Consider the following 24,809-nt stretch of genomic DNA (forward strand, 5'->3'; position numbering starts at 1 on the left):
GTTTTTTGTTTTTCTCTCTGGTAACTACAGGCATATTGGGATTTGTATATGTCCTAACCTATTCTTAAAAATGGACGAAAGAAGGAATTCGTAATGGAAACGATTGTACAAAAATTTGGCGGTACTTCTGTCGGAAGCGTCGAACGCATTCAACATGTAGCAAATTTAATTATTGAAGAATATGAACGAGGACATAGTATTGTCTCTGTCGTTTCAGCAATGGGGAAAAGTACGGATAAACTTGTAGCACTTGCTAACGCTATTACTGAAAATCCAAGTAAACGTGAAATGGATATGCTCCTATCTACAGGAGAACAAGTAACCATTTCATTATTAACAATGGCACTACAAACAAAAGGTTATAACGCAATTTCATTAACAGGATGGCAGGCTGGTATTACGACAGAATCTGTACATAGTAGTGCACGGATTACTGACATTAATACTGGTCGTATTCAATCCTATCTTGCTGATGGCACGATTGTTATAGTAGCTGGTTTCCAAGGAGTAAGTGAAGAACATGAAATTACCACACTTGGCCGCGGTGGCTCCGATACGACTGCTGTCGCATTAGCTGCGGCACTAAAAGCAAAAAAATGTGATATTTATACGGATGTGTCAGGCGTATATACGACTGATCCACGAGTTGTACAAGATGCTTATAAATTAGATGAAATTTCTTATGACGAAATGTTAGAGCTTGCCAACCTCGGTGCTGGCGTATTACACCCACGCGCTGTTGAGTTTGCTAAAAATCATAATGTAATTTTAGAAGTTCGCTCAAGTATGGAACAAGAAAACGGAACAATTGTAAGGGGAGAATGTAACATGGAACAACAATCAATCGTTAAAGGTATTGCATTTGAGGATAATATTACACGCATCACAATTAAAGGATTAGAACAAGGTGCACTTTCAACAGTTTTCTCTACATTAGCAGCGGCACATATTAATGTAGATATTATTATTCAAAGTATTACAAATGAAGGAACTGTTCACCTCTCCTTCTCGATCCATTCTAATGATTTAAGAGAAACATTAGAAGTGTTAGAACAAAATCAAGAGGCACTTCACTATGAATCTGTAGAACATGAAAATCATTTAGCGAAAGTATCAATTGTAGGATCTGGTATGGTATCTAACCCGGGAGTTGCTGCGAATATGTTCACTACTTTAAAAGAAGGCGGTATTCATATTAAAATGGTAAGTACATCTGAAATTAAAGTATCAGTTGTCATTGACCGTATTCACTTAGTAGATGGCGTTGAAGCACTCCATCAATCATTTATGGCGAAAATTGAGCCTTTAGTACAAATGATTTAATTTCCGCCAGTAAAACTTACAACAAATTATATTAATCTATTTCCTTCCTATATAAATAGAAAGCTGTCCACATAGAATTTTAAAAATCTATGCAGACAGCTTTTTATCTTGTTATCGATATCCGAAGATCATTATAAAACAATTAGATTATTCTTTATACCCTTTCCTAGGAAATATAAATGACTCTTCTTATTTCTTATCACATATACCCTTTCGCTCTTTCCCTTGAAAAAACGATCTATATTCATTCAAAATAACTTTTTTCACGTCAAAGTAAAAAAGGGAGAGTAGCTCTTATTCCACAGCTACTCTCCCTCTCACTTATATTAAAACAAATGAATGTTTTCTTTCTTGCAAGCTTCACGTAAATCGTCAGGCCATACAGAAGATTGAACTTCACCGATATGTGCTTTACGTAAGAAGTACATACACATTCTTGATTGGCCGATACCACCACCAATTGTTAATGGTAGTACGTCTTCTAAAATACCTTTATGGAAATCATACTCACGTTTGAAGTCTTCACCAGTTTTCGTTAATTGCTCATCAAGTGCTTTACTATCAACACGAATTCCCATTGATGATAATTCGAATGAAGCTTGTAGTACTGGGTGCCAGAATAAAATGTCACCGTTTAATTTCCAATCATCATAATCGGATGCGCGTCCATCGTGCTTTTCACCTGAACGGAGTGCATCACCAATTCCAATAATAAAGACTGCACCGTGTTCTTTCGCAATTGCATGTTCACGATCTTTCGGTGTTAATTCTGGATATTTATCTTCCAGTTCTTGAGAAGTAATGAAAACAATTTCTTCTGGTAAATACTTTCCGAGGAACGGATATTTTTCAAATAAGTGATCTTCTAATTCTTTGAATATTCCATAAATTGTTTGTACTGTTTTTTGTAAGTAATCGACAGTACGCCATTCTTTTTGAACGATTTTTTCCCAATCCCATTGGTCCACATAAATGGAATGTGTTGCATCAAGTTCTTCATCACGACGAATCGCGTTCATGTTTGTATATAAACCTTCACCAGCTTCATATCCGTATTCATGTAATGCGAATCTTTTCCACTTCGCTAGTGAATGCACAATTTCTAATTCTTCTCCTGAATGTAACATATCAAACTCAATTGGACGTTCTACACCGTTTAAGTGATCGTTTAATCCTGATTTTTTCGTTACGAATAATGGTGCAGATACGCGGAATAGTTCAAGGCGTTTTGCTAATTGATCCTCGAAAAATGTTTTAACTTCCTTAATTGCGATTTGAGTCTCTCTTACTGTCATTAATGATTGATACATGGTGGTTTCCTCCTAAAATGTTTGGATGTTGTGGAAAAAAGCCAACAAAAAAAGCCCTTCTTTCCCAAAAAACTGGGACGAAAGACTTTGGTTCCGCGGTACCACCCAAATTAGCAACAGAGGTTGCTCACTTATACAGTACGGAGATTAAAAAATCTCGATACTGTTCTTCTTGTAACGGCGAAGTTCCCGGCTAAGTCTACTTTCCTATAAAGGATTTCGGTTAGCGACTCCAGGAGGTTCTTCATAATAGGCTTCGTATCAGGCTCACACCGTCCCTGACTCGCTTAAACTACATCCTACTACTACTCGTCCTTTCATAGTCGTTTTGTTGTCACATCTCTGAAACATTTTATTAATGATTATTCTATACAAAAAATAGATAAAGTCAACAAAAAGTTTTAAAATATTTTTCAATTCTTTATTTTATGCCTTTACCGACTGTTCTTAATATAACATTTTTATTTCCTTTGTCTCTTCAATCCAAAAAACATTTCACTAATTGAAACTAACATATACACAACCAGTAATGTGATCGTTCGAAAAATAGAATCCGCAGTATTTCTTATTATTTTCATTTTCTTTATAATTCCTTTCAGTTTACTCGCAATTTCATGATATACTATAGCATTCAAGCAGTTTGTTTTTATTTAAAGCAAGCATAGTCATTTATCGATAGTATTTTTCTAAAACATTGGCTATTATCAAATCAGATTTTTTATATAACGGAGTGATCATATGAGTAAAACGAAAGCAAAACCGAAAAAAGGTGTAGGACAAGGTACAGGAAGTAAAGGATGGAACCGTTGGCAATCAAGTGCGAAAAAGAAAGCTGCAAAACCATACAAAAGTAAAGGTACAAAGAAATAAAATAAATAGTGGGAGATGAACAACTCCCACTGATTAAAGTTTCACTTTATCTCTTTACTTTGTACAAAACAAAATATAATTATTACAACAAAAAAGCTATGCTCTCATCTCTGTGAAAGCATAGCTTTTTCCATATTAAATCATAAGAATATCACGGATTTCTTCCTCCGTAATAGAAGATAACTTCTCTTCTCCTGGCTCGATAATTTCAGCGATTAAATTTTTCTTACTCTCTTGTAACTCGTGCATTTTTTCTTCAATTGTTCCATGTGCTACTAACTTAATCACTTGCACTGTATTTTTTTGTCCCATTCGATACGCTCTATCCGCTGCTTGTTGTTCAACAGCTGGATTCCACCATAAATCGTACAATATAACTGTATCTGCACCCGTTAAATTTAGTCCTGTGCCACCAGCTTTTAACGAAATAAGAAATAGATCCCCTTCTCCCTCGTTAAACCGATTGCATAGCTCTACACGTTCTTGCGCTGGTGTACTCCCATCTAAATAAAAGTATGGAACTGCTTGACGGTTTAATTCTCGCCCGATTATTGAAAGCATCTTCGTAAATTGAGAAAATATAAGAATTCTCTTCCCTGTACTTCTGCATTCCTCCAAAATTTCTAGCAGCTGATCAAATTTAGCTGAACTACCTTTATAGTCATCAACAAACAAAGCTGGATGACAACAAATTTGCCGTAGTCTCGTTAAACCAGCTAAAACCCGAATTTTATTTTTACGTAACGTATCTTTATCCAAATGTTTTAACGTTTCTTCTCTTAACTTTGCTAAATAAGCGGCATAGAGCCTTTTTTGGTCCGGTAATAGTTCTGATGATTGTAAGTGCTCTATTTTTTCTGGGAGTTCGTGTAATACATCACCCTTTAACCTTCTTAACACGAAAGGCTTTACGCGCTTCGCAATATCTTCACGTCTTAAATCACCGAACTCTTTTCTTCCCGGTAATAATTCTGGGAAGACAACGTGGAAGATAGACCATAGCTCTTCTAATGAATTCTCTACAGGTGTTCCCGTTAATCCAAAACGGTACTCTGCTTGAATCGTTTTTACTGCCTTCGCAGTTTGCGTCGTATGATTTTTAAACGCTTGTGCTTCATCAAGAAATAACGTATGAAATGGCCTTGCATATAATCTTATATCTCTTCGTAGTAAAGGATATGACGTAATGACAACATCAACTTTCGTTATATCTTTTAAAATTTTTCGGCGCTCTGCTTGATTTCCATCGGCAATAACTGCTCTAATATGTGGAGCGAATTTTTTTAACTCGCTAAGCCAGTTGTAAACGAGGGACGACGGAGAAACAACTAATATAGGCAGTTTCTTCTCTCGAATTTCCGGCAAAACAGAGTCTATAAAAGCAATACTTTGCAACGTTTTCCCCAGTCCCATATCATCAGCTAAAATGCCGCCAAAACGATAATAGGCAAGTGTTTTCATCCACTGGAATCCGTATGTTTGATACTCTCTCATTATCGTATCTAAGCCACTTGGCACCGTAAACTTCAGCTTTTTAGGGTTTTGAATGTTCTCTACCAATTCTTGAACAGACTCATCTAAACTTAACACGTTTCCTTCTTGCAGTGAATTCATCCATTTCACACTACGACTAAGAGGGACATCTATTTCTTCGCCCTTTAAAAATTCTTTTCGAATACTAGATTCTTTTATAAACTGATTAATATCATTAAACTCTTTACTCTCAAGTGATAGTAGAGCACCACTTGCTAAACGATAATATTTTCGTTTCTCCTCAAGAGCGACTAATACCCCTTTAATTTCCGCCTCTGGAATACCCTTTATATCAAAGCGGAATGATAACCAATCAATTCTCTCTTTCCTTCTAACTCTTATAAGAGGAGCTGTATCTCCTTTATGAATTCGTAATTTGATTGCTGTCGTCGCATAAATATCAACTAAACCTTTTAACGTTGGAACAGCGTGATATAAAAAGTTATACTCAGCTTCTTCATTATGCATAAAATAACCGCCTTCTGTCTTTGCAAAGGCACTTTCACTCATAATGTCTAAAATCTCTTTTTCCTTTTTCTCATCACGATTAAAAACAGATGGCTGTCCATCCTCTTCTAACGGATTAATTATGACGTTTCCATAGTGAAATTCAAGACCTGCTAATAAGCGATTTTTCACTCGATCTAAATATAATTTCGCTTTTAATGCGGGTGTTTCAACACAATCTGATACTACCTCATCTATTCGCACAGTTCCTAGCTTCATTAACCCTGGTACAACTTTTGCTACAAAGTGTTCCATCTTATCTGCTGGAATATACAATTGGTTACTACTAGAACGATTCATCATTTTTTGTAATTCGATAAGCCGCTTGCAATCCTCAGCGTTCAACTGATACAGTTTCCCTCCAAATAGAGCATAACTATACGTATCCATTACTTCTACTTGTTGTAAGCCGTCAATATAAAGTGTAAACCCACCGTTACTCCCTTTATTAAACTCAAAATGTAAAGGAAGTAGCCCTTTTGAAATTTGTAAACCGTGAAAAGATTTTCCATCTTGATTAAGTCTCACACACTCAGTTTTAAAAAGCAAAGAAAGCATATCCATCCACGAAGCTGGCGGTATTAAAATCATGCTATCATCTTGTTTTGCGTGTACTTCTAGTGTATCTTCATACATTTTTTCGTTATGATACATTTTAATAAGTTGCTGAATAATCGCATCCGTTTCTTGCCTGAAGCTATGTACATCTGGTGTGTATGTAAATTCATTGGAACAATTAAAAGACTCTCTTTTCTCCACTTTAGAAAGAAATTCTCTAATATGATTTACGAAATACGTTTTGGCGAGCTTCAACTGAACCCCAAGAAGTGCCCCACCATTTTTCGTAACTACTGGTGTACAATTAAACTCAATATCAAGTATTTCACGTGTATCAAAACGGTGTTGTTTACTTTTTGGCCTCAGTGGTTGTTCTGCAAACAACTGAAACATCCCGCTTGTTAATTGTTCATTTCCGCTCATGTTTCCGCTACTAATAGGCAGCATTCCACCGGTTTGCTGATTATAATTTATTTGTATCAATACTGCCGCAACATGTTGACAGTACGTTTGAAAAGACGCTAACGAAGGACAACTACATTTCGCAACAACATCATCTTTTTTAGCTTTTTCTACTGTAACATAAAAATCTTCGTTCCCTTTTACCGTCGCCTCACAAATTTCTTTATCTTCATCATAATGATTTATTATTACTTTATTTGATTTATAATAAACTTCACCTCTTTTATATGAGGTCTCTCCGCATACTTCCTTAATAATCGATTTGTTTAATGTAAAACCCATTGTTTTGACACTTCCTTAATTTAACACCAGTTTCTCTTAACTAACATTTTACATGCTTCACGAGAAAATATAAAATGTAGATTTAATAAAAAAAGATGCTCATTTATAAGCACCTTTTTTCACGCTATCTCCATCAACCGTTTCGCCTCAAAATACAACACTTGAATAAACTTTTTCGTATTAATTCGCGTATGTCCAGAAGTTGCTACTTCTTCCTTTGTCATTTCTGTCATTCGTTTTCTAACTACAGTGAAATCAAAAAATTTCGGAGCATAGCTTTCAAATTTCGGATTTGAAAAGTCTGTTAATCCAAGGGAAGCTAAGTGATTTAACGATTGATAAATCGCTCTACGTACCCTTTGTTCAGATGCTTTTCTCTCCTTATCTATATGTGCATCTGAAGCTATATTCTCTAATTTTCTTATAGTTATATGGTGAAAGATATCTTTTAGCGCAGGAAATCCAAATTCAAACGTTTGCTCTTTTTCTTGTCCATATAAATATTCCAACATACTAAGTAAATCTTTACTTCCATTCTCTCCCGCAATACCGAGTTCTGATAATAAATAGCGCCCTGAATCTGCTATTCTTTTCCCTTCTTGCATTGGCTCATTTCGAACTTGCGGCTGTTCCCACTTGAAAACGTTATTCAATGATTTTTGAATATCATGTATAGAGCGCTCTAAACGAATACGTTCCATTACTTTACGTACAACAGATATAACCTCAATTTTATTTAATGGTTTTGTAATATAATATTCAACACCGAGTGTATACGCCTCACCAATAAGCTGTTTCGATTCAACTTGAGAAATCATGATGATTTTCCCTGAAAAAGAGGACGTAATATGGCGAACTGTTTCAATCCCGTCTCGCATTGGCATTAATAAATCAATAAATAAAATATCTACTTTTTTAAAATTTAGTTGGTCGGCTTCAATAAAAGCTCCATCTTCCGATTCTCCAATTACTTCCCCAAGATCACCATCTTCAATAATTTGTGAAAGCATAGAGCGGAAAACTTCATCATCATCTACGATATAATAATACAACTTTATTCCCCTTCCCGCTTTAAACTGCACTCCGGTAAACAAACGACAAACTTACACCCTTCACCAGTTTCCAGGTCTTCCAATCTTACTTCTCCTCCGAGCTCTGTTACCATTTCGTTTATGTAAGAAAGTCCAATTCCTGTTGATGGTGTTCCCGTTTGATCATACTTTGAAGTAAATCCTGGCTTAAATACTAGTTTTTTATATTTTTGCGCAATACCAGGCCCATCGTCAATTACTTCAAAAAATATACGTTTATCAAGTTTATATAACTTAATAATGATAGCACCACTATCCTCAATTGCTTCAACCGCATTTGCAACTAAATTATTAAAAATTGATAAGACCGTATATACATGATATTCTGCATGCTCACCTTCTATATGTTTAGAAAAACGTATATCTTTTCCCAACAGTTCAGCGTACTTCTCATTTATTCTCACAATCATTTCCGCAAGCTCATGTCCTTCTACATACTCAGCCACATTTTTATCTAATAACAGTTTAGATAACCCTGCAAAAATTCTTTGATTATCCTTTTTTATTTCATGCACTTCTCCCGCTATTTTCAATGCTGTTTTACTACTCGAATCATCGTTCGCTTGTAAATTCCGATATAATTGATACGCTGTTTGTGTAATTAACTCCGCATTTTGTAACGTTTTTTTCAAATGAACAGATTCCACATATAAGCTAGAAAGATGCAGCAACATTTTTTCATTTTCTTTTCGCACTTGTGATTCTTTTAATTTTGTTTCATACAAATTCATCATATTTAAAAAACCAAGCGCAAAGAAACTACGAAAAATAGCAATAATGATTAGTTTATTCACTTCAGAAATTGTTATCGTTGTACCAAGTACTAACAGATGATAAATCGCAAGTTCTGACATACTTGCGATAATTTCAATTGTGATTCCAAGACATCCTATAACAATTGGATTCTGATGGAATTTGTTCACCCTACAAATCGAAAAAAGACTTCCATATATAAAATAATAAAAGAAAACAGGATAGCGCAAATAAAATGATTCTGTCATATGAAATGACCCTTGCAATACCCAGTCAAGACATACACGGAATAAGACTACAGATATTCCGGCCAGAATACCTGCAACCGCCGCTGGTATTCTTCTTAAAAATAGTAATAAAAAGAAGAAAAGCGGTGTCCCAAAACTAACGCGAAACGTATCGTTGAAAGGATGAAAATTTAGCTCTCCAGCAATTGGGACAACAATCATTAAAATAATTAAAAGAGATATATCTTTCTTCCATAATTGATTCCAATTCAAAGATGCCACTTCCTATGTATTTTTTCAAAAATGAATAAGGAAAGCCCGCTTATTATAATAAACGGGCTTTTTTTCTATATTCTAACCTTTTCTACCGCTTTTATTTGACGATACTCAGGCTTCCACATTGATTCTTTCACTGCAATTTTAATATCGTTATCACTTAAGTTCTCTCTAGCAACACCTTCTGCAACTGCAACTTTCGCTACTTCAATTGCAACCATTTCAGAGATATTACGTAACTCTTCCACTTCTGGTAAGATAGGTGCACCCGGCTGACTTGTATCTACCATACTCGCAACCGCTTCTGCTGCCGCCGCAAACATACCGTCTGTCATTACGCTTGCACGAACAACAATTGTTCCAAGACCAAGACCTGGGAAAATAAGTGCATTATTTGATTGTCCAATCACATACGTTACACCATTGTATGTAACTGGATCAAACGGACTTCCTGTTGCAACTAACGCTCTTCCTTCTGTCCACTCGATTAAATCTACTGGCTTCGCTTCAGCAAGTGGCGTTGGATTCGACATTGGTAAAATAATTGGTCTTTCTACGTGAGAAGCCATTTCTTTAATAATCTCTTCTTTGAATGCACCAGCAACAGTTGATGTACCGATTAAAATTGTTGGTTTTACATGTTTCACAACTTCAGCAAGTCCGATCACACCATTTTGTTTCCACTCACTTACTTCCGCTTCTTTTCTCGCATATGGAACTTGGAAATCAAGAAGATCTTCCATATTCTCTGTAATTAACCCGTTACGGTCAATACACCAGAAACGCTCATGTGCTTCTTGCTCTGATAATCCTACACGAACCAGCGCATCTCTCACTTGATCTGCGATACCGATTCCAGCTGTACCCGCACCAAACACAACTACTCGGTGTTCATTTAAAGGTACACCAGAAGCTTTCACTGCCGATAATACTGCAGCAAGTGAAACTGCACCTGTACCTTGAATGTCATCATTAAACGTACATACGTCATGACGATATTTATCTAAAATTTTTCGTGCATTACGAGAACTGAAGTCCTCCCAATGTAAAAGTGCTTTCGGGAACTTATTGCCTACTGCTTGTACAAATGTATCAATAAATTCATCGTAAGCTTCACCAGTTACACGTGGATGACGATTTCCAATATAAAATGGGTTGTTTAATAGGTCCTCGCGGTTTGTACCTACATCTAAAATTACAGGTAACACGCGACTAGGATCGATTCCAACTGCGGCCGTATAAACAGCTAGCTTTCCAATCGCAATATTAATACCACCAACACCCCAGTCACCAATTCCTAATATGCCTTCTCCATCTGTTACAACGACTAAGTCAATATTTTCAGCTGTTGCACCAATATTTGAGAACGCTTCTTCAATACCTGAAGGATCGTTAACTGATAAATAAACCCCACGTGGTTTACGATATTCATGACTATATCTTTGAATTGCTACACCAACAGTAGGTGTATATACGATTGGTAACATTTCACGTAAATGCTCTGTTAAAATACGATAAAACAATACTTCATTTCGATCATGTAACGCTGTTAAATATACATTCTTTAATAAATCATCCGGCTGAGAACAAAATTGCTCATACGCTCTACGCGCTTGTTCATCTAGCGTTAAAACTGCTGGCGGTAATAACCCTTTTAAACCTAATTCTTCTCTTTCTTCTTGCGTGAAAGCTACCCCTTTATTTAAAAGTGGTGTTGATAATACTTCTACTCCTCTTAATTTCGTTTCTAATGAACCATTAGAAGCCACTGTAAACTTACTCATAACATCCCTACCTCTATTCATATATAACATTTCTATATTGTAAACAAAAAAGAGGGGATTGTCCCCTCTTCTTTTAATTTTTCTTTAAAAGAGTTGCTCCTGCAATCCCTGGGTGTGTCATTTCGAATGGATCTAGAATTAACTCTAATTCTTCTTGTGACAATACACCATTTTTCACACATAGTTCTCGAACGGATTGCCCTGTCGCAATTGCTTCTTTCGCAACGCGAGCTGCTGCTTCATAGCCGATATGAGGGTTCACCGCTGTAATAATTCCTACACTCTTCTCAACATACTCTTTTAAGCGATCTTCATTCGCTTCAATTCCTTTTAAGCAATTATCTGTAAAGGCACGGAAACCGTTATTCATAATGCTAATAGATTGAAGTAAGTTGAAAACAAGTACTGGTTCCATAACATTTAATTCTAATTGTCCTGCTTCTGAAGCAAGGCAAATTGTATGGTCGTTACCAATTACTTGGAACGCAATTTGATTAATTACTTCTGGCATAACAGGGTTTACTTTCCCTGGCATAATAGATGAACCTGGTTGACGAGCTGGTAGCATAATTTCCGCTAATCCAACGCGTGGACCTGATGCCATTAGACGAAGGTCGTTCGCAATTTTAGACATATTCATCATACATACTTTAAGTGCTGCAGATACTTCAGTGTACGCATCCGTATTTTGGGTTGCATCTACTAAATCTTCTGCACCAACAAGTGGTAGTTCACTAATTGTAGCTAAATGTTTTACAACTGCTTCAATATATTCTGGATCCGCATTTAAGCCTGTACCAACTGCAGTTGCTCCCATATTTACTTCATATAGATGTTGACGTGATTGCTTGATACGTTTCATATCACGTTCAAGCACACGAGAATACGCTTTAAATTCTTGTCCAAGACGAATTGGCACAGCATCTTGTAAATGTGTACGACCCATTTTAATAACATGATCGAACTGTTCTGCTTTTAATTCAAATACATCATGCATATAACCCATCGTTTGTAATAAGACTTCTAATGCATTTAATGTTGCAATATGAATTGCTGTTGGGAATGCATCATTAGTTGATTGTGCCATATTAACATGACTGTTTGGACTAATATAATGATAATCTCCCTTTTCCATTCCTAATAATTCAAGAGCGCGATTGGCAATGACTTCATTTGCATTCATATTCATTGAAGTTCCCGCGCCGCCTTGAATTGGATCAACGATGAAATGATCATGCCATTTTCCATCAAGAATTTCTTGTGATGCTTCTGCGATAGCACCACCCTTTTTCAATTCCAATCTTCCTACATCTGCATTAGCAAGTGCTGCCGCTTTTTTTACAATTGCTAACGCTTTAATTAAACCTTCATGGACTTTATATCCTGTAATTGGGAAATTCTCTACTGCACGCATTGTTTGTACGCCGTAGTACGCATAATTTGGTACTTCTTTTTCACCTAAAAAATCTTTTTCAATTCGTACTCCATTTTTAACTTCAGTTAATGTTGCCATGATTACTCACTCCTTAACGATTTCTTACGCTGCTTTTGTTTGTTTGACTGTTTCTAAATATTGTTTTGCTTTCTCATCATCGAATTCGCCTTCCCACTTCGACATAACAATGGCAGCTAATGCATTTCCTAATACATTGACAGCTGAGCGAATCATATCTAAAATGCGGTCAATTCCCGCAATTAATGCGATGCCTTCTAGTGGTAATCCCATTGATCCTAACGTTGCTAATACAACAACGAATGATGCCCCCGGAACTCCCGCCATACCTTTGGATGTTAACATGAGAACGAATAATAGCGTTATTTGCTCCGTCAGTGACATGTGTATACCGTACATTTGTGCAACAAACAATGCCGCTAACGCTTGATAAATAGCTGATCCAGTCAAGTTAAATGTATAACCTGTCGGAATTACGAAAGAGGCAACTGCCTTTGGACAACCGAACTCTTCCATCTTTCTCATTATATTAGGTAAAACAGCTTCTGAACTTGCTGTCGTAAATGAAAGAATAAGTTCTTCTTTTAAAATTTTCATTAATGTAAAAATGTTTATTCCAACCATTCGCGCATTAATACCTAATACAATCACAACGAATAGTATAACAGTTACGTATACAGCTAGCACTAATTTTCCTAAAGGAAGTAGTGTCACTACACCAAATTTTGCAACCGTAACAGCAATTAATGCGAATACACCAAATGGTGCAAATTTCATAACTTGATTTGTGACCCAGAACATCGCTTCGAGCACACCTTCAAAAAAGTTAAAGACAGGCTTTCCTTTTTCTCCAATTGCCGCAACTCCTAAACCGAATAGTACTGAGAAGAATATAATCGGTAATAAGTCACCTTGTGTGATAGATTCAAATATGTTTTTCGGTACAATATGAACAATCGTTTCAGCAAAACCTTTCTTCTCTGTAGCATCTGCTGTTTGTTTATAAGAAGAAATATCACTTTGCTGCAAATTATTCATATCAACGCCAGTACCTGGCTGGAATATATTTGCCGCAAGTAATCCCATTAAAATAGCAATCGTCGTAATAATTTCGAAATAAAGAATTGTTTTCCCGCCCAGTTTCCCAAGCTTTTTCATATCACCTACACCAGCTACCGCAACAATTAATGCTGAAATAACAATCGGTACTACAATCATCTTAATTAAATGAATAAATATATCCCCAACTGGTGTGATATAAGAAATCGCCGTTTTATTGCCATAAAAGATTGCCCCTACTACAATCCCTAAAACAAGTGCGACAAAAATTTGTGTTGCCAATCCGAATTTTTTCATTTATGTTCATCCCCTTTATGCGAACGCTTTCATTTAGTATTTATAAAAGCTTACTCACACATCATATAGGCGAACCTACAAAATCATACAAAAACCTACAAGTTTGTCACAAAAAATTCAAATTTTTTTCTTATAATATTCATTGACACTTTTTATAAAAAAGAAATAAAATAACCTTGATAAAACATCAGATTATTTCGTATAATCTAAAAGATATACGTATTCAAAATAAATGGGGATGAAAAGGAGTGGATGTTATGAAAAATCACGTGAAGAAGTTCATCATATCTATTTCTTTTCTATTTCATTTTCTTACGAAGGAACAAAGGCATTCGCCTTTGTTCCTTTTTTATTGCAATCTATATAGGGGGAATTGTTATGAAGCCATATAAACGTGTCTTAATTAAATTAAGCGGCGGAGCACTTGCCGACCAATCGGGAAATAGCTTTAACTCCAAACGATTAGAACATATTGCAAATGAAATTTTATCGATTGTTGATTTAGGTATCGAGGTCTCCATCGTCATTGGTGGCGGTAACATTTTCAGAGGTCATCTAGCTGAAGAATGGGGAATTGACCGTGTAGAAGCTGATAATATTGGTACGTTAGGTACAATTATTAATAGTTTAATGCTTCGCGGCGTTCTAACAAGTAAAACAAAGAAAGAAGTACGCGTTATGACTTCCATCCCATTTAATGCAGTAGCCGAACCTTATATTCGCCTCAGAGCAGTACATCATTTAGATAACGGTTATGTTGTCATATTCGGTGGTGGTAACGGGCAACCATTCGTTACAACAGATTATCCAAGTGTACAGAGAGCAATTGAAATGAATAGTGACGCCATTTTAGTCGCAAAACAAGGGGTAGATGGTGTCTTTACCAGTGATCCAAAACATAATAAATCAGCGAAAATGTATAAAAAACTGAACTATAATGATGTTGTTAGGGAAAACATACAAGTAATGGATCAAGCAGCTTTATTACTTGCTCGGGACTACAATTTGCCGGCACATGTATTTAACTTTGATGAGCCTGGGGTTATGAAGAAAATATGTTTAGGAGAACATGTAGGGACATTGATTAATGATGACGCTTCGATGCTTGTGCATGAATAATAATTTTCCCCATCAACAAAAGGGTGTCTTTTGTAGACACCCTTTCCTCATTAATCATCATAAATAAAAATCAACCCATCCAACTACTTTCTCCTTACAACGCTCCCAGAAAGATAAGTTATCAAAAAATGTTTCTGTCATCTCTTTCGAATCATTAATGTCTTGCGTTAACGCCTCATTCACTTGCGCTATGATAGGTCCACCGTGAATATACAAATTCATCTCATCATTTATATAAAAGCTACGTGCAGTTATATTCGTTGTACCGATAACGGTTAATTCATTATCAATCAGCATTAACTTTCCATGAAACATCCCTTTTTTATAACCGTATACCGTAATCCCGTTATTAACAGCTTGACGGATGTAAGGGTATGCCGCCTCTTTAATAAGAGGAATATCCGGTTTATATGACCAAAGTATTTTTACTGTAACACCACGCTTTTGCGCTCCAATTAAAGCATTCATTAGTTCTTTATTTTTCGCTATAAAATAAGGCGTTGTAATTACAATCGAATGCTGCGCTTGTTTTATTAACTTTATATATTTTTCAGCGACGTGATGCCCATTGTAACTAGCCATAGTATGTAATGTATTCCCTTTACTAGCTTTATTCGTACTCCTTTTTATATCCTCTTTCGTGTCTCGTTTCCAATCTAAAGCGAACTGTTCTTCTAAATCTTTTGCTCCTTCTCCCTTTAACCGCACATGATAGTCACGCCAGTATCCAAATTTCTTATCTTTTCCTAAGTACTCATCCCCGATATTAAAGCCACCCGTATAGCCAATCTCCCCATCAATCGTCGTAATGCGGCGATGATTACGATGGTGAAGTGAATAAAATCCGAATGGTAATTCTTGTTTTCTACTATACGTGAAATGAACACCACTTTCCTGTAATTCTTTTTTCATCTTTCTTTCAAATGATAAATCATTAATTAAATCAACCGATAAATATACAGTTACCCCTTCTTTCGCCTTCTCTTTTAATAAGTTTAAAAAAGTATGGCTACTTTTATCATCCGATAAAATGAAAAAATAAGTGTAAATGGAGCTTTTCGCTTCCCTTATATCAGTAAACAACTGTTTATAAAACGACTTCCCTTCTACATATAATTGAAAGTCACTATAATGAGGCGCATACTCTGTCGGCATATTTTTCCCAGCTTCCATTTTCCTGCCTAAAGTAACATCGATATGCATCCAAATTAAAATAAAAACGAAAATAGCAATAATAATAGAAGTAACTCGCAATATTTTTTTAATCATTTTGATTTCCTTCCGCTCATATTACTTACTATTTCGTAGTGTTTCATTAAATTTTTTTTTCATACGAAATGTCTTTCTTACTTTTATTTGCGAATACAAAAAAGGCGTGGTATTACGCCACACCTTTTCTCATTAAACAAAATTCCTCGCATCATTATTTCTTCCAAATTTATAAATGGCAATTAAGAAGAATGCTATCGCGAAAGCGAATAAAATTAAAATGTTTAAATACAACTCAGAAAATGGTATCCCTTGCTGTAGTTTTGAAATTGTGTCTAGTAACCAACGCTGCGGAAGAAAATCAGCTACCTTTTGTACTGCTTTCGGCATAATGTCATATGGAAAATAACATCCAGCGAGCAAACATGTCGGTACTATCACTATATTTTGCATTGCATTTGAAGCAGTTGAACTTTTTGAAAAAGACACAATGACTAATGATAAACCAATTGCAATTAAAGCAAATAGCATGAGTACACCAATCATCACTATGAAAGGCATATTTATGTTTGTATGAAAAACATTCGTCATAAATGATACCGCAATGACAATTTGTATTGTTAATATCATCATATTTACTGCAACATTAGATAATATAAATTTCTTCCCATCTATCGGCGTTGATAATAATCTAAAGTACGTTCTATTCTCTTTTTCTTTTAAGATAAATCCTGATAAGTTCACTGCTGAAAATAGCATAAACATGATGAGATAACCCATCGTTTGATTTGTCATATCTTTATTTTTTGAAGTATCTTCAAGTGTCTCTGCTTTTACTTTAAATGAACTTTTTTGATAACTAGCGTACATACTATTAAACGTACTTTGATTGGTCCCTGCCACTTTACTAATCGCAGCTACATTATCAATATAGTTATATACATATGCTTTTATAAACCCTGTTACTTGATCGCCTTTAATCGATGAAATTTCAATGTGACTTGGCTTTCCTTCTCGAACACTTTCGGAAAAACCAGAATCTAATGTAATAACACCATCAAGTTTTTTTGAAGTAAGTTTATCTTCTACTTCAGATTCCTTCACTTTACTTATATTGACATGATTTAACTCTTCTAAAAATTTTACTGTATCATTAGCTATTGGCTGATTTTCTTTATTTATAACCCCGATATTTAACGTTCCTTGCCCTACATTTCCATATATTGAAAAGGAGATGAGTGTTCCTATTATCGGCAAGCTAATAATAATTAATAAACCTTTTTTATTTTTCAGAAGTACAGATAACGTTTTTTGTATAAGCCATAAAATATCTTTCATACTATAGCCCCTCCCGTCTACGTAATGCAATAATCGCAATTAATAAAAAGAGTGCTGAAATTCCGAGGTTTAAAGATATTACTGGCAGTGCTGCTCCAATATCATTTGCATAAATAATTTTCATAATGGCTGTATTCGCCCACGTTAATGGCGATAAATTCGTAACGACATTTTCTTCCACTACGAAATATGCACCACCAAAAATAGAAGCTAATTGCACAACAACCATAATAATTGCTCTAGATGATTCACCTGTTTTTGTAATATATCCAATCCCTAAACCGAAGCTAATTGCTAGAAAGACTTCTGTTAGTAAAATAATAAATATGATTCCAAGATGGTCACCCCAATTTGCTTGAAAAACAAATTTACTAAATAAAACGACTAGTAATAGACAAAGTGCATTTGCTACAAGACTTCCGAGCACTTTCCCAATGAAAATTTCAGCTTTACTTATAGGTGCCGCAATGAGACGATCTCCTGTTTTACGTAATCGTTCTCCTCGAATTAAAAAACTCGCCCCCATCGCGGCATACAGTGCTATCATCGTTGTCATTACAACCGCATAGTAATCCATAGAACCTGGTTTTTTCGCAGCTTGTAAAGATGTTTCTTTAATATAATCATTATGATTTCCGTTTGAAATAACTGCGCTAACCTTACTAGGATCTACTTTTGCAACTTCGGCCGCTACATTGTACTTATCAACAAATGTCGTAAGCATTCCTTCCACAATACTTCCTTCAATACTACTTCTGTCGCTTCCGTAAAATTTCGCACCATCTTTATTTACTTCTACATAGGCAGCATATTTATTTTGCTTCACTTCCTCTTTCCCATCTATACCTTCGGAAGCTTTCTTAAAATGAATACCCGCTTTATCGACTTCTTTCGTAAATGCTTCAAACGATTGAGAAAACGCGCTACTCGCTTCATCTTTGTATAGCACTTGAATATCTTTAATCGACTGACTATCGCTACTAAATGCGTTACTTAACGCTGTTCCTAATACAAGCATAAGCACAATCGGAAATGCTAACATAAAAACTAAAGTTCTTACGTCCCTGAAATCTCTTTTAATGTGCATCAATGCAATATTGAAGATGTTCAATTGATGAACCTCCCTTTACCTTTTCTCCATTTACCTTTTATTTATCTCGTAAGTTTCTTCCAGTCAACGTAAGGAATACAGTTTCTAAGTTCGGGGCCTGCTCCTCTAACGAGCGAATTTCAACGTCATGATTAATAAAGTGTTGAATAATTTTATTTAAATTATTCAATCCTGCATCAGAGTTCACTTTAATTACGTTCTCTTCGATTTGAACAGCTTTCACACCGTTTATCTCTTTTAATTTTTCTACATCTAAATTTTCTATTGACTTCACTTCAATCCAAATGTCTTTCGTATCTGTAATAATCGCTTTTAACTGTTCTTTCGTTCCTTCTGCAATCACTTTACCGTGATCTACAATTGCTATTTTCGTACAAATCTCTTCTACTTCTTCCATGTAGTGACTCGTATAAATAATGGTGCTTCCCATTTCATTTAGTTTTCGGACAGACTGGAGAATATAGTTTCTTGACTGCGGATCAATTCCAACTGTCGGCTCATCCATAATAATTAACTTCGGTCTATGTGCGATTGCACAAGCGATATTCAGTCTTCGTTTCATCCCGCCAGAAAAGTTTTTCGGATAACTTTTATGCTTATCACTAAGACCTACAAATTGAAGTGCTTCCTCTACTCTCGCTTTTAGTTCAGCGCCTCTTAATCCGTACAATCCCGCAAAGAATTTCACATTTTCATAGGCAGTTAGCTCTTCATAAATCGCAATATCTTGCGGAACAATACCGATGTTCATCTTCGCAAATCGATTATGTTTCTTTATATTTTTTCCTAGTATGCTAATTTCACCTTCATTACTTCGTAACAAACCAGCAATCATATTAATCGTTGTACTCTTACCAGCACCATTCGAACCTAAAAAGCCAAATATTTCTCCTTCTTTAATAGATAAAGACATATTATCTACCGCAATGAAATCACCAAATTTTTTCGTTAAGTTTTTAATTTCCAATGTATTCATCATTTCACCCCTATTTCGTTTTCTCTGCTGTTATCCCGCTATTTGCGGTCAGTAAGACTCCCACCTCAAAATTCAGCTGATGCAAAGAAGTTAGGTGGGAGATCAACTGCCCGTAAAAATGCCCGATTGGTTCAACTAACAATCAGCGGGGAAAAACAAAACCCCCACTGATTGAAGTTTCACTTTATTATAAACAAAAAGAATGAACCTGCTCAGTGCAGAAGTTCATTCTTTTCACATGAGAATATTCACTTTTTTCATATGAGATGATTCATCCTCATCATGCCTTACTATATTGGCAACAACATTGTTACTGAAAAACCACTTGTACTATCTACAATAATTTTCCCGTTTACAGACGCTGTTCGCTCCTCCATCCCCATAATGCCGAGGCCTTTTTTAACAAGAGCTGCACCTTTTCCATTATCTTTCACTTGTACTTTGATCATCTTATTAAGTACATGAATATCTATTGAAATGACTGTCGCATCAGCGTATTTCATCGTATTTGTTAACGCCTCCGTAACGTTCTCACCGATAATCTTCCACTGAATTGGCGAAATCATATCTAAGTTTCCTTTATATACGAAAGGAATGTTTACATCATGCTTACCGGCAAATTCCTCTATGAATAATTTCATGCGGTGAATGCCAATTTGCTCAGTTGGCGGCTTCATATTTTTTAATGTAATCCGAATACTTTCAATTCCATCTTTTGAAATATGAATGGCATTTTGTAATAACTCCGCAGATTTTACTTTATCTATTTCCATCAATCTCTTCGCTGCTTCCATTTGAATAAGCGCACCCGTCATCGAGTGACCAATTTTATCATGAATTTCTTGTGATAATCGATTTCTTTCCTCTAACTTAAATGTGTATTCAGATTGTCTTATGTACTCTTTATTTTCATTTAGGCTTTTCGTCAGTCGCTGCATATCTTTTCGCATCTTATCATTTTGTGATTCAAGCTTTAATACACGCGATATATATCGGTCTGCCATAGTTAAAACGAGAAAAGAAAATGCAACAATTAGTCCATATGTCATTTGAATACTTTCATTTGTAAAAGTAATAGGAAGCATCATAATGAAAAAGAGCTGCCATTTCCTCTCGATATAATTTGATGTAATTTCGTATAAGTTCAAAGGTAAAAACAAAATAAAAAATGGATGCACCTTCCATGTAAATAAAATTACTACACCAATTGACACGCAAATTAAAACCCTTTTATACGTATCATTTTTTAATATCGAGATCATTACGTTTACAGAAAGATATATAAGTAGCGTAAATATAACCCATGGTAAGTTTGCAACATTTGAGTGAATGTAACTAAACACAATATATATAAATACAATTAATTTACTTACAGTTAACCAAAATTCCATAACATTAATCTACTTTCCCTGTTAAGTAATAAATCGCAATTTGCGTGCGATGTTCTAGTCCAGTTTTCCCTAAAACTGATGTAATATAATTTGCAATCGTTCCTTCAGATATGAAAAGTTGCTTCGAAATTTCTTTATTTGAGAAACCTTTCGCAATTAGTGCGATAATACTAAGCTCTCTTTCTGTAAAAAGACTCTTATCAATTTTAGAGGCTTCCTCTTTACTTTCCATTAAATTAGACTTAATTTTATCAAGCACTACATCTTGCATGACAGTTTGGCCGTTATATACGCCTTTTATTGCATCACGAATACGCTCTGGATCATTATTTTTTAATAAATAACCTTTCGCTCCGTTTTTTACTGCGTCCAAAATATATTCATCATCATCAAATGTCGTTAAAATGAGAGGCTTCGTTTTTGTCTCTTCACAAATTAACTTCGTCGCCTCTACCCCGTTCATGTTTGGCATACGAACATCTAAAAGGGCAATATCAACTTCATGCTTTTTACAATACGCTACAGCCTCTTTTCCATCATTTACAGTATCTAACACTTCGAACTCTTCGTATGTATTTAAAATAATTTTCATGCCTTCTCTTATAAATGAATTATCGTCCGCAATTAATATTTTAATTTTCATGTTTGTTAGTATGGCCCTTCCCCTACTAACATTCACATCCTTTCTCTGTGTAACATTTCCTTCTTGCTCATTATATACTTCTCTTTACCATTTTTTCACACCTTTTTCATATAGCCCTCCTGCTAAAAATATATTATTCTTTTTTTATAACATGTGTAGGGTGACTTATCGTTTCTTACGTCTATATAATAGAATGCGTCAAAAAGGAGGGAGAAAGCGATTGAGGAAAAACAATTAATTGAAAAAGCACAACAAGGAAGTGAGCATGCTTTTCGCATCCTTGTACAAACGTATCGTCATTATATTTTCCAAGTTATATTTTCTATTTTAAGACATGAAGAAGATGCTAAAGATGTGACACAAGAAGTATTCGTAAAAATTCACGCCTCTCTCCCAAATTATCAATTTCGCGGATTAAAAACATGGATGGCACGTATTGCTACCAATCACGCTATTGATTATAAGAGGAAGAATGCTAGAGAAAACGAAGAACTCTCCTTATGTAGAGAAACGGAAGAAAATATAAAATCCTCTCATAATATTGAGGCTTTATTATTGACGAAAGAGCAAAAATTACTCATTGCTCAAAAGCTAAGAGAACTACCCGAAAATTACCGTGACGTTGTTCTCGCACATTACTTAGAAGAAAAAAGCTATCAAGAAATTGCTTTGCAGGAAAACATTGAAGTGAAAACAGTCGAAATGAAGCTGTATCGGGCAAGAAAGTGGATCAAAAAACATTGGAAGGAGGAAGAGTTTTTATGATGCATTACTCAAAAGAAGATTGGTGCAATTATACATTAGACATTATATCAAACAATGAACGTGAATCTATGGAAGAACATCTTTATGAATGTGATCATTGTTTAGCACTTTATATGGAAATTATTGACGAACAAAACGAAAACCTTCCAATGATAAATGATGATTCATTTACAAACGAAGTTATGGCGCAAATTAATTTTGAAACGTTACAGCTTAATGAAAATATGAAATCAAACCAGCTAAAGCGTACGATCATTCATTACATAATTGCGACTGCGGCTACAATCATTTTTATGGTAAGTGGTTTATTCCATTATATTTTCACAGCGACATCAAATTTCGAAAAATCGTCGAAACACAATGAGACTTCTATCTCACAACAACTTGTAAACAAAACAGTGCACACATCAAAAAAGGACGGAGGTTTAAAGCATGAATAAAAATCCCTTTTTAGCACTTGTATTAGGGCTAATTCCTGGGCTTGGACATTTATATTTAAAGAGATTCGGACGGTTTATTTTATATAGCGGTGGATCTTTATTCCTATTTATCTTTGCAGCATTTTGTACAATAGCATTAGGAGCGCGCGATATTGCTTTTCTTTCTTTATTTTTACTAGCAATGTTATGGGTAATCAACTTAATTGATTTAATTTTCACTATTATAAATCAATCGAAAAAACAAGCAGCCGGACAATTTACAGAGTCCTCTAAAGATAGCGAGCGATTTTATATCATTCTCTTATCCATCATTCCTGGACTTGGACATTTCCAATTAGGACTTATGCAGCGAGGCCTTACATTTTTAGTAGCTTGTACAGGGATAGGAAGCATGATTATATTCGTTGCACTCTTAACATCTCAAGGAAGTTTTCTTATCTTTCTCGTTATACTACCTGTTTTATGGATTTATAACTTCTTCGACGTTGTTCAACAACTACAGAAAAAAGAACGCGGCGAGCAATTAGTTGATCGTACTATTTTTGAAGAATTTGAAGAGCACCGTGAACAAGGAAAGAAAAGTAAAACATTCGCTTCTATTTTAGCAATGTTCCCTGGAGCAGGACATATGTATTTAGGCTTACAACGCCGTGGCCTTCAGCTTATGGCAGCCTTTTTACTATCTATTTATTTACTTGATTTATTAAGACTCTCTGCGTTTTTATTTTTAGTACCAATCATTTGGTTTTATAGCTTTTTTGACACATTACAGCAAACAGCAAAATACGGAAAAGAACGAGTTCATGACGAACCTATCATCGACTATTTTATAAATCATCAAAGATGGATCGGTATCGGATTAATTGCATTAGGTGGTTATTATTTATTAGATCAAACAGTCCTTCCTATTTTGAATGATTATTTTGTAACTATATTTAATATTCATCTTAGCGAACTATATTATCACTATTTCCAAACATCTATCGTTGCTCTCCTTTTAATTGGTGGCGGCTTTAAATTGTTACTTGGAAATAAAGAAAACAAAGGTGGTACAAACGAATGAGAACATGGCGCGTTGGAACATTCTCAATGGGGCTTTCCATTATTACATTAGGTTGTTTCTTACTATTTTCAGTCATTAAAGGCACTCAAGTATTGGATACATTAACAGCATGGTGGCCTGTTTTACTTATTATACTTGGCGCTGAAATTTTACTATACCTTCTATTTTCTAAGAAGGAACAATCATTTATTAAATATGATATTTTTAGTATTTTCTTTATCGGAGTTTTAGGAAGCGTTGGAATTGCTTTTTACTGTTTATTATCAACTGGATTACTAGAAGAAGTTCGTCATTCTATTAACACAACTAGGCAAACGACTAATATTCCGGATGAACAACTTGATATACCTGAATCTATCAAAAAAATCGTAGTGGATGCGGGGCATCACCCTCTAACAATAGAGGGAAATAATACAAATCAAATTCATCTTCTTGGGACATATGAAATGACGACGAAAGCAAATGAAAAACTCAATTTAAAACGAGAGGATTTCCTTTCAGTTCAAACAGCTGGAGAAACGATGTATATAACTTTAAAATCATTACCTGTTCAGCATACGTTATTTAACTCAGCACCACAGGTGAAACAAACACTCGTTCTTCCGCAAAATAAAAATGTAGAGATTCGCGCTTCAAATAACGAACTATCACTTTATCCAGGTCAATTACAAAATAATTGGTTTGTACAAGAAAGTTCAAATGTATCTGTTCATTTAGCAAAAGAAAGTGATGTATCTTTAATCGCCATAACAAACAAAAAAGAAACTCACGGAAACACACCTTGGGAACAAGTAGAAGATTTAACGAAAAAAGAAAATAATTCTTCAGAAGAAAATCCAGAATTAAATGCGCAAGAACATTGGTATAAAAACTCGATAAAAACAGGAAATGGGACGTACAAATTAAATATCGAGAAAGCTTATAATATAAATATGAGTATTATCGAAAAATAAGAAACCTTCCACAATT

At 35.1% G+C, this 24,809-nt stretch carries 20 protein-coding genes, 1 pseudogene and 1 other annotated feature; of the genes and pseudogenes, 7 read left to right on the top strand and 14 right to left on the bottom strand.

Translation table 11 applies throughout. From position 1 onward, the window contains the following. Nucleotides 1-93 precede the first annotated feature (93 nt). Nucleotides 94-1,323, top strand: coding sequence for an aspartate kinase (locus ACE38F_RS19140; RefSeq protein ID WP_375369693.1), 1,230 nt, complete (start codon nucleotides 94-96; stop codon nucleotides 1,321-1,323). Between the two features lie 189 nt (nucleotides 1,324-1,512). On the opposite strand, the pseudogene ACE38F_RS19145 reads toward ACE38F_RS19140, so the two are convergent. Then, a pseudogene (locus ACE38F_RS19145) lies at nucleotides 1,513-1,602 on the bottom strand (helix-turn-helix domain-containing protein); the annotation flags it as partial. A 47-nt stretch (nucleotides 1,603-1,649) separates the two neighbouring features. Then, nucleotides 1,650-2,633 carry an aspartate--ammonia ligase gene (gene asnA / locus ACE38F_RS19150; protein ID WP_016104478.1) on the bottom strand — a complete coding sequence of 328 codons (984 nt, stop codon included), beginning with the start codon at nucleotides 2,631-2,633 and terminating at the stop codon, nucleotides 1,650-1,652. A gap of 70 nt (nucleotides 2,634-2,703) precedes the next feature. Continuing rightward, nucleotides 2,704-2,963 (bottom strand) — a binding site (T-box leader). Between the two features lie 408 nt (nucleotides 2,964-3,371). On the opposite strand from asnA, the gene ACE38F_RS19155 reads away from it, so the two are divergent. Beyond that, nucleotides 3,372-3,503, top strand: a complete 132-nt coding sequence (locus ACE38F_RS19155; RefSeq protein ID WP_000047589.1) for a DUF3934 family protein — start codon at nucleotides 3,372-3,374, stop codon at nucleotides 3,501-3,503. 135 nt (nucleotides 3,504-3,638) lie between these two features. Here ACE38F_RS19155 and ACE38F_RS19160 read toward each other — a convergent pair whose 3' ends face one another. The 6 genes from ACE38F_RS19160 to ACE38F_RS19185 all read right to left on the bottom strand — a co-directional run bounded on the left by ACE38F_RS19160 (nucleotide 3,639) and on the right by ACE38F_RS19185 (nucleotide 13,785). Beyond that, entirely contained in the window at nucleotides 3,639-6,845 is a 3,207-nt protein-coding gene (locus ACE38F_RS19160) for an SNF2 helicase associated domain-containing protein (protein ID WP_375369694.1), read from the bottom strand. A gap of 119 nt (nucleotides 6,846-6,964) precedes the next feature. After that, nucleotides 6,965-7,897, bottom strand: a complete 933-nt coding sequence (locus ACE38F_RS19165) for a response regulator (RefSeq protein WP_215555927.1) — start codon at nucleotides 7,895-7,897, stop codon at nucleotides 6,965-6,967. A gap of 2 nt (nucleotides 7,898-7,899) precedes the next feature. Beyond that, complete coding sequence (locus ACE38F_RS19170) at nucleotides 7,900-9,198, bottom strand: ATP-binding protein (RefSeq protein WP_375369695.1); 1,299 nt, start codon at nucleotides 9,196-9,198, stop codon at nucleotides 7,900-7,902. A 65-nt stretch (nucleotides 9,199-9,263) separates the two neighbouring features. After that, nucleotides 9,264-10,976 carry an oxaloacetate-decarboxylating malate dehydrogenase gene (gene malS / locus ACE38F_RS19175; protein WP_215555925.1) on the bottom strand — a complete coding sequence of 571 codons (1,713 nt, stop codon included), beginning with the start codon at nucleotides 10,974-10,976 and terminating at the stop codon, nucleotides 9,264-9,266. Nucleotides 10,977-11,049: 73 nt separating this feature from the next. Next, complete coding sequence (aspA, locus tag ACE38F_RS19180) at nucleotides 11,050-12,489, bottom strand: aspartate ammonia-lyase (protein ID WP_215555924.1); 1,440 nt, start codon at nucleotides 12,487-12,489, stop codon at nucleotides 11,050-11,052. 24 nt (nucleotides 12,490-12,513) lie between these two features. Beyond that, nucleotides 12,514-13,785, bottom strand: a complete 1,272-nt coding sequence (locus ACE38F_RS19185) for a cation:dicarboxylate symporter family transporter (RefSeq protein WP_341307142.1) — start codon at nucleotides 13,783-13,785, stop codon at nucleotides 12,514-12,516. 378 nt (nucleotides 13,786-14,163) lie between these two features. On the opposite strand from ACE38F_RS19185, the gene pyrH reads away from it, so the two are divergent. Beyond that, nucleotides 14,164-14,904: a UMP kinase gene (pyrH, locus tag ACE38F_RS19190; RefSeq protein ID WP_215555922.1), complete on the top strand. Its 741-nt coding sequence runs from the start codon at nucleotides 14,164-14,166 to the stop codon at nucleotides 14,902-14,904. Between the two features lie 57 nt (nucleotides 14,905-14,961). Here pyrH and ACE38F_RS19195 read toward each other — a convergent pair whose 3' ends face one another. The 6 genes from ACE38F_RS19195 to ACE38F_RS19220 all read right to left on the bottom strand — a co-directional run bounded on the left by ACE38F_RS19195 (nucleotide 14,962) and on the right by ACE38F_RS19220 (nucleotide 21,572). Continuing rightward, nucleotides 14,962-16,173 carry a phospholipase D-like domain-containing protein gene (locus ACE38F_RS19195; protein WP_375369696.1) on the bottom strand — a complete coding sequence of 404 codons (1,212 nt, stop codon included), beginning with the start codon at nucleotides 16,171-16,173 and terminating at the stop codon, nucleotides 14,962-14,964. A gap of 132 nt (nucleotides 16,174-16,305) precedes the next feature. Then, complete coding sequence (locus tag ACE38F_RS19200) at nucleotides 16,306-17,451, bottom strand: ABC transporter permease (RefSeq protein WP_375369697.1); 1,146 nt, start codon at nucleotides 17,449-17,451, stop codon at nucleotides 16,306-16,308. Nucleotide 17,452: 1 nt separating this feature from the next. Next, a complete protein-coding gene (locus ACE38F_RS19205) occupies nucleotides 17,453-18,562 on the bottom strand; it encodes an ABC transporter permease (RefSeq protein WP_375369698.1) in 1,110 nt (369 codons plus the stop codon). Nucleotides 18,563-18,599: 37 nt separating this feature from the next. After that, nucleotides 18,600-19,538: an ABC transporter ATP-binding protein gene (locus ACE38F_RS19210; RefSeq protein ID WP_098323323.1), complete on the bottom strand. Its 939-nt coding sequence runs from the start codon at nucleotides 19,536-19,538 to the stop codon at nucleotides 18,600-18,602. Nucleotides 19,539-19,828: 290 nt separating this feature from the next. Beyond that, entirely contained in the window at nucleotides 19,829-20,929 is a 1,101-nt protein-coding gene (locus ACE38F_RS19215; protein WP_375369699.1) for a sensor histidine kinase, read from the bottom strand. Nucleotides 20,930-20,933: 4 nt separating this feature from the next. After that, nucleotides 20,934-21,572 carry a response regulator gene (locus ACE38F_RS19220; protein ID WP_375369700.1) on the bottom strand — a complete coding sequence of 213 codons (639 nt, stop codon included), beginning with the start codon at nucleotides 21,570-21,572 and terminating at the stop codon, nucleotides 20,934-20,936. Between the two features lie 276 nt (nucleotides 21,573-21,848). Here ACE38F_RS19220 and ACE38F_RS19225 point away from each other — a divergent pair, with 276 nt between their 5' ends. Genes ACE38F_RS19225 through exsE form a run of 4 tightly spaced genes read left to right on the top strand, consistent with a single transcriptional unit; the run spans nucleotide 21,849 to nucleotide 24,793 of the window. Further along, complete coding sequence (locus ACE38F_RS19225) at nucleotides 21,849-22,337, top strand: RNA polymerase sigma factor (protein WP_088078272.1); 489 nt, start codon at nucleotides 21,849-21,851, stop codon at nucleotides 22,335-22,337. Continuing rightward, complete coding sequence (locus ACE38F_RS19230) at nucleotides 22,334-22,777, top strand: hypothetical protein (protein ID WP_375369701.1); 444 nt, start codon at nucleotides 22,334-22,336, stop codon at nucleotides 22,775-22,777. The genes ACE38F_RS19225 and ACE38F_RS19230 overlap by 4 nt, the downstream gene beginning before the upstream one ends. Next, complete coding sequence (locus ACE38F_RS19235; protein ID WP_088078271.1) at nucleotides 22,770-23,840, top strand: hypothetical protein; 1,071 nt, start codon at nucleotides 22,770-22,772, stop codon at nucleotides 23,838-23,840. Before ACE38F_RS19230 ends, ACE38F_RS19235 begins: the two co-directional genes overlap by 8 nt. Then, complete coding sequence (gene exsE, locus ACE38F_RS19240) at nucleotides 23,837-24,793, top strand: exosporium protein ExsE (RefSeq protein ID WP_375369702.1); 957 nt, start codon at nucleotides 23,837-23,839, stop codon at nucleotides 24,791-24,793. Before ACE38F_RS19235 ends, exsE begins: the two co-directional genes overlap by 4 nt. The last annotated feature ends 16 nt before the right edge of the window (nucleotides 24,794-24,809 follow it).

Source organism: Bacillus altaicus (assembly GCF_042136375.2).
Lineage (GTDB): Bacteria > Bacillota > Bacilli > Bacillales > Bacillaceae_G > Bacillus_A > Bacillus_A cereus_U.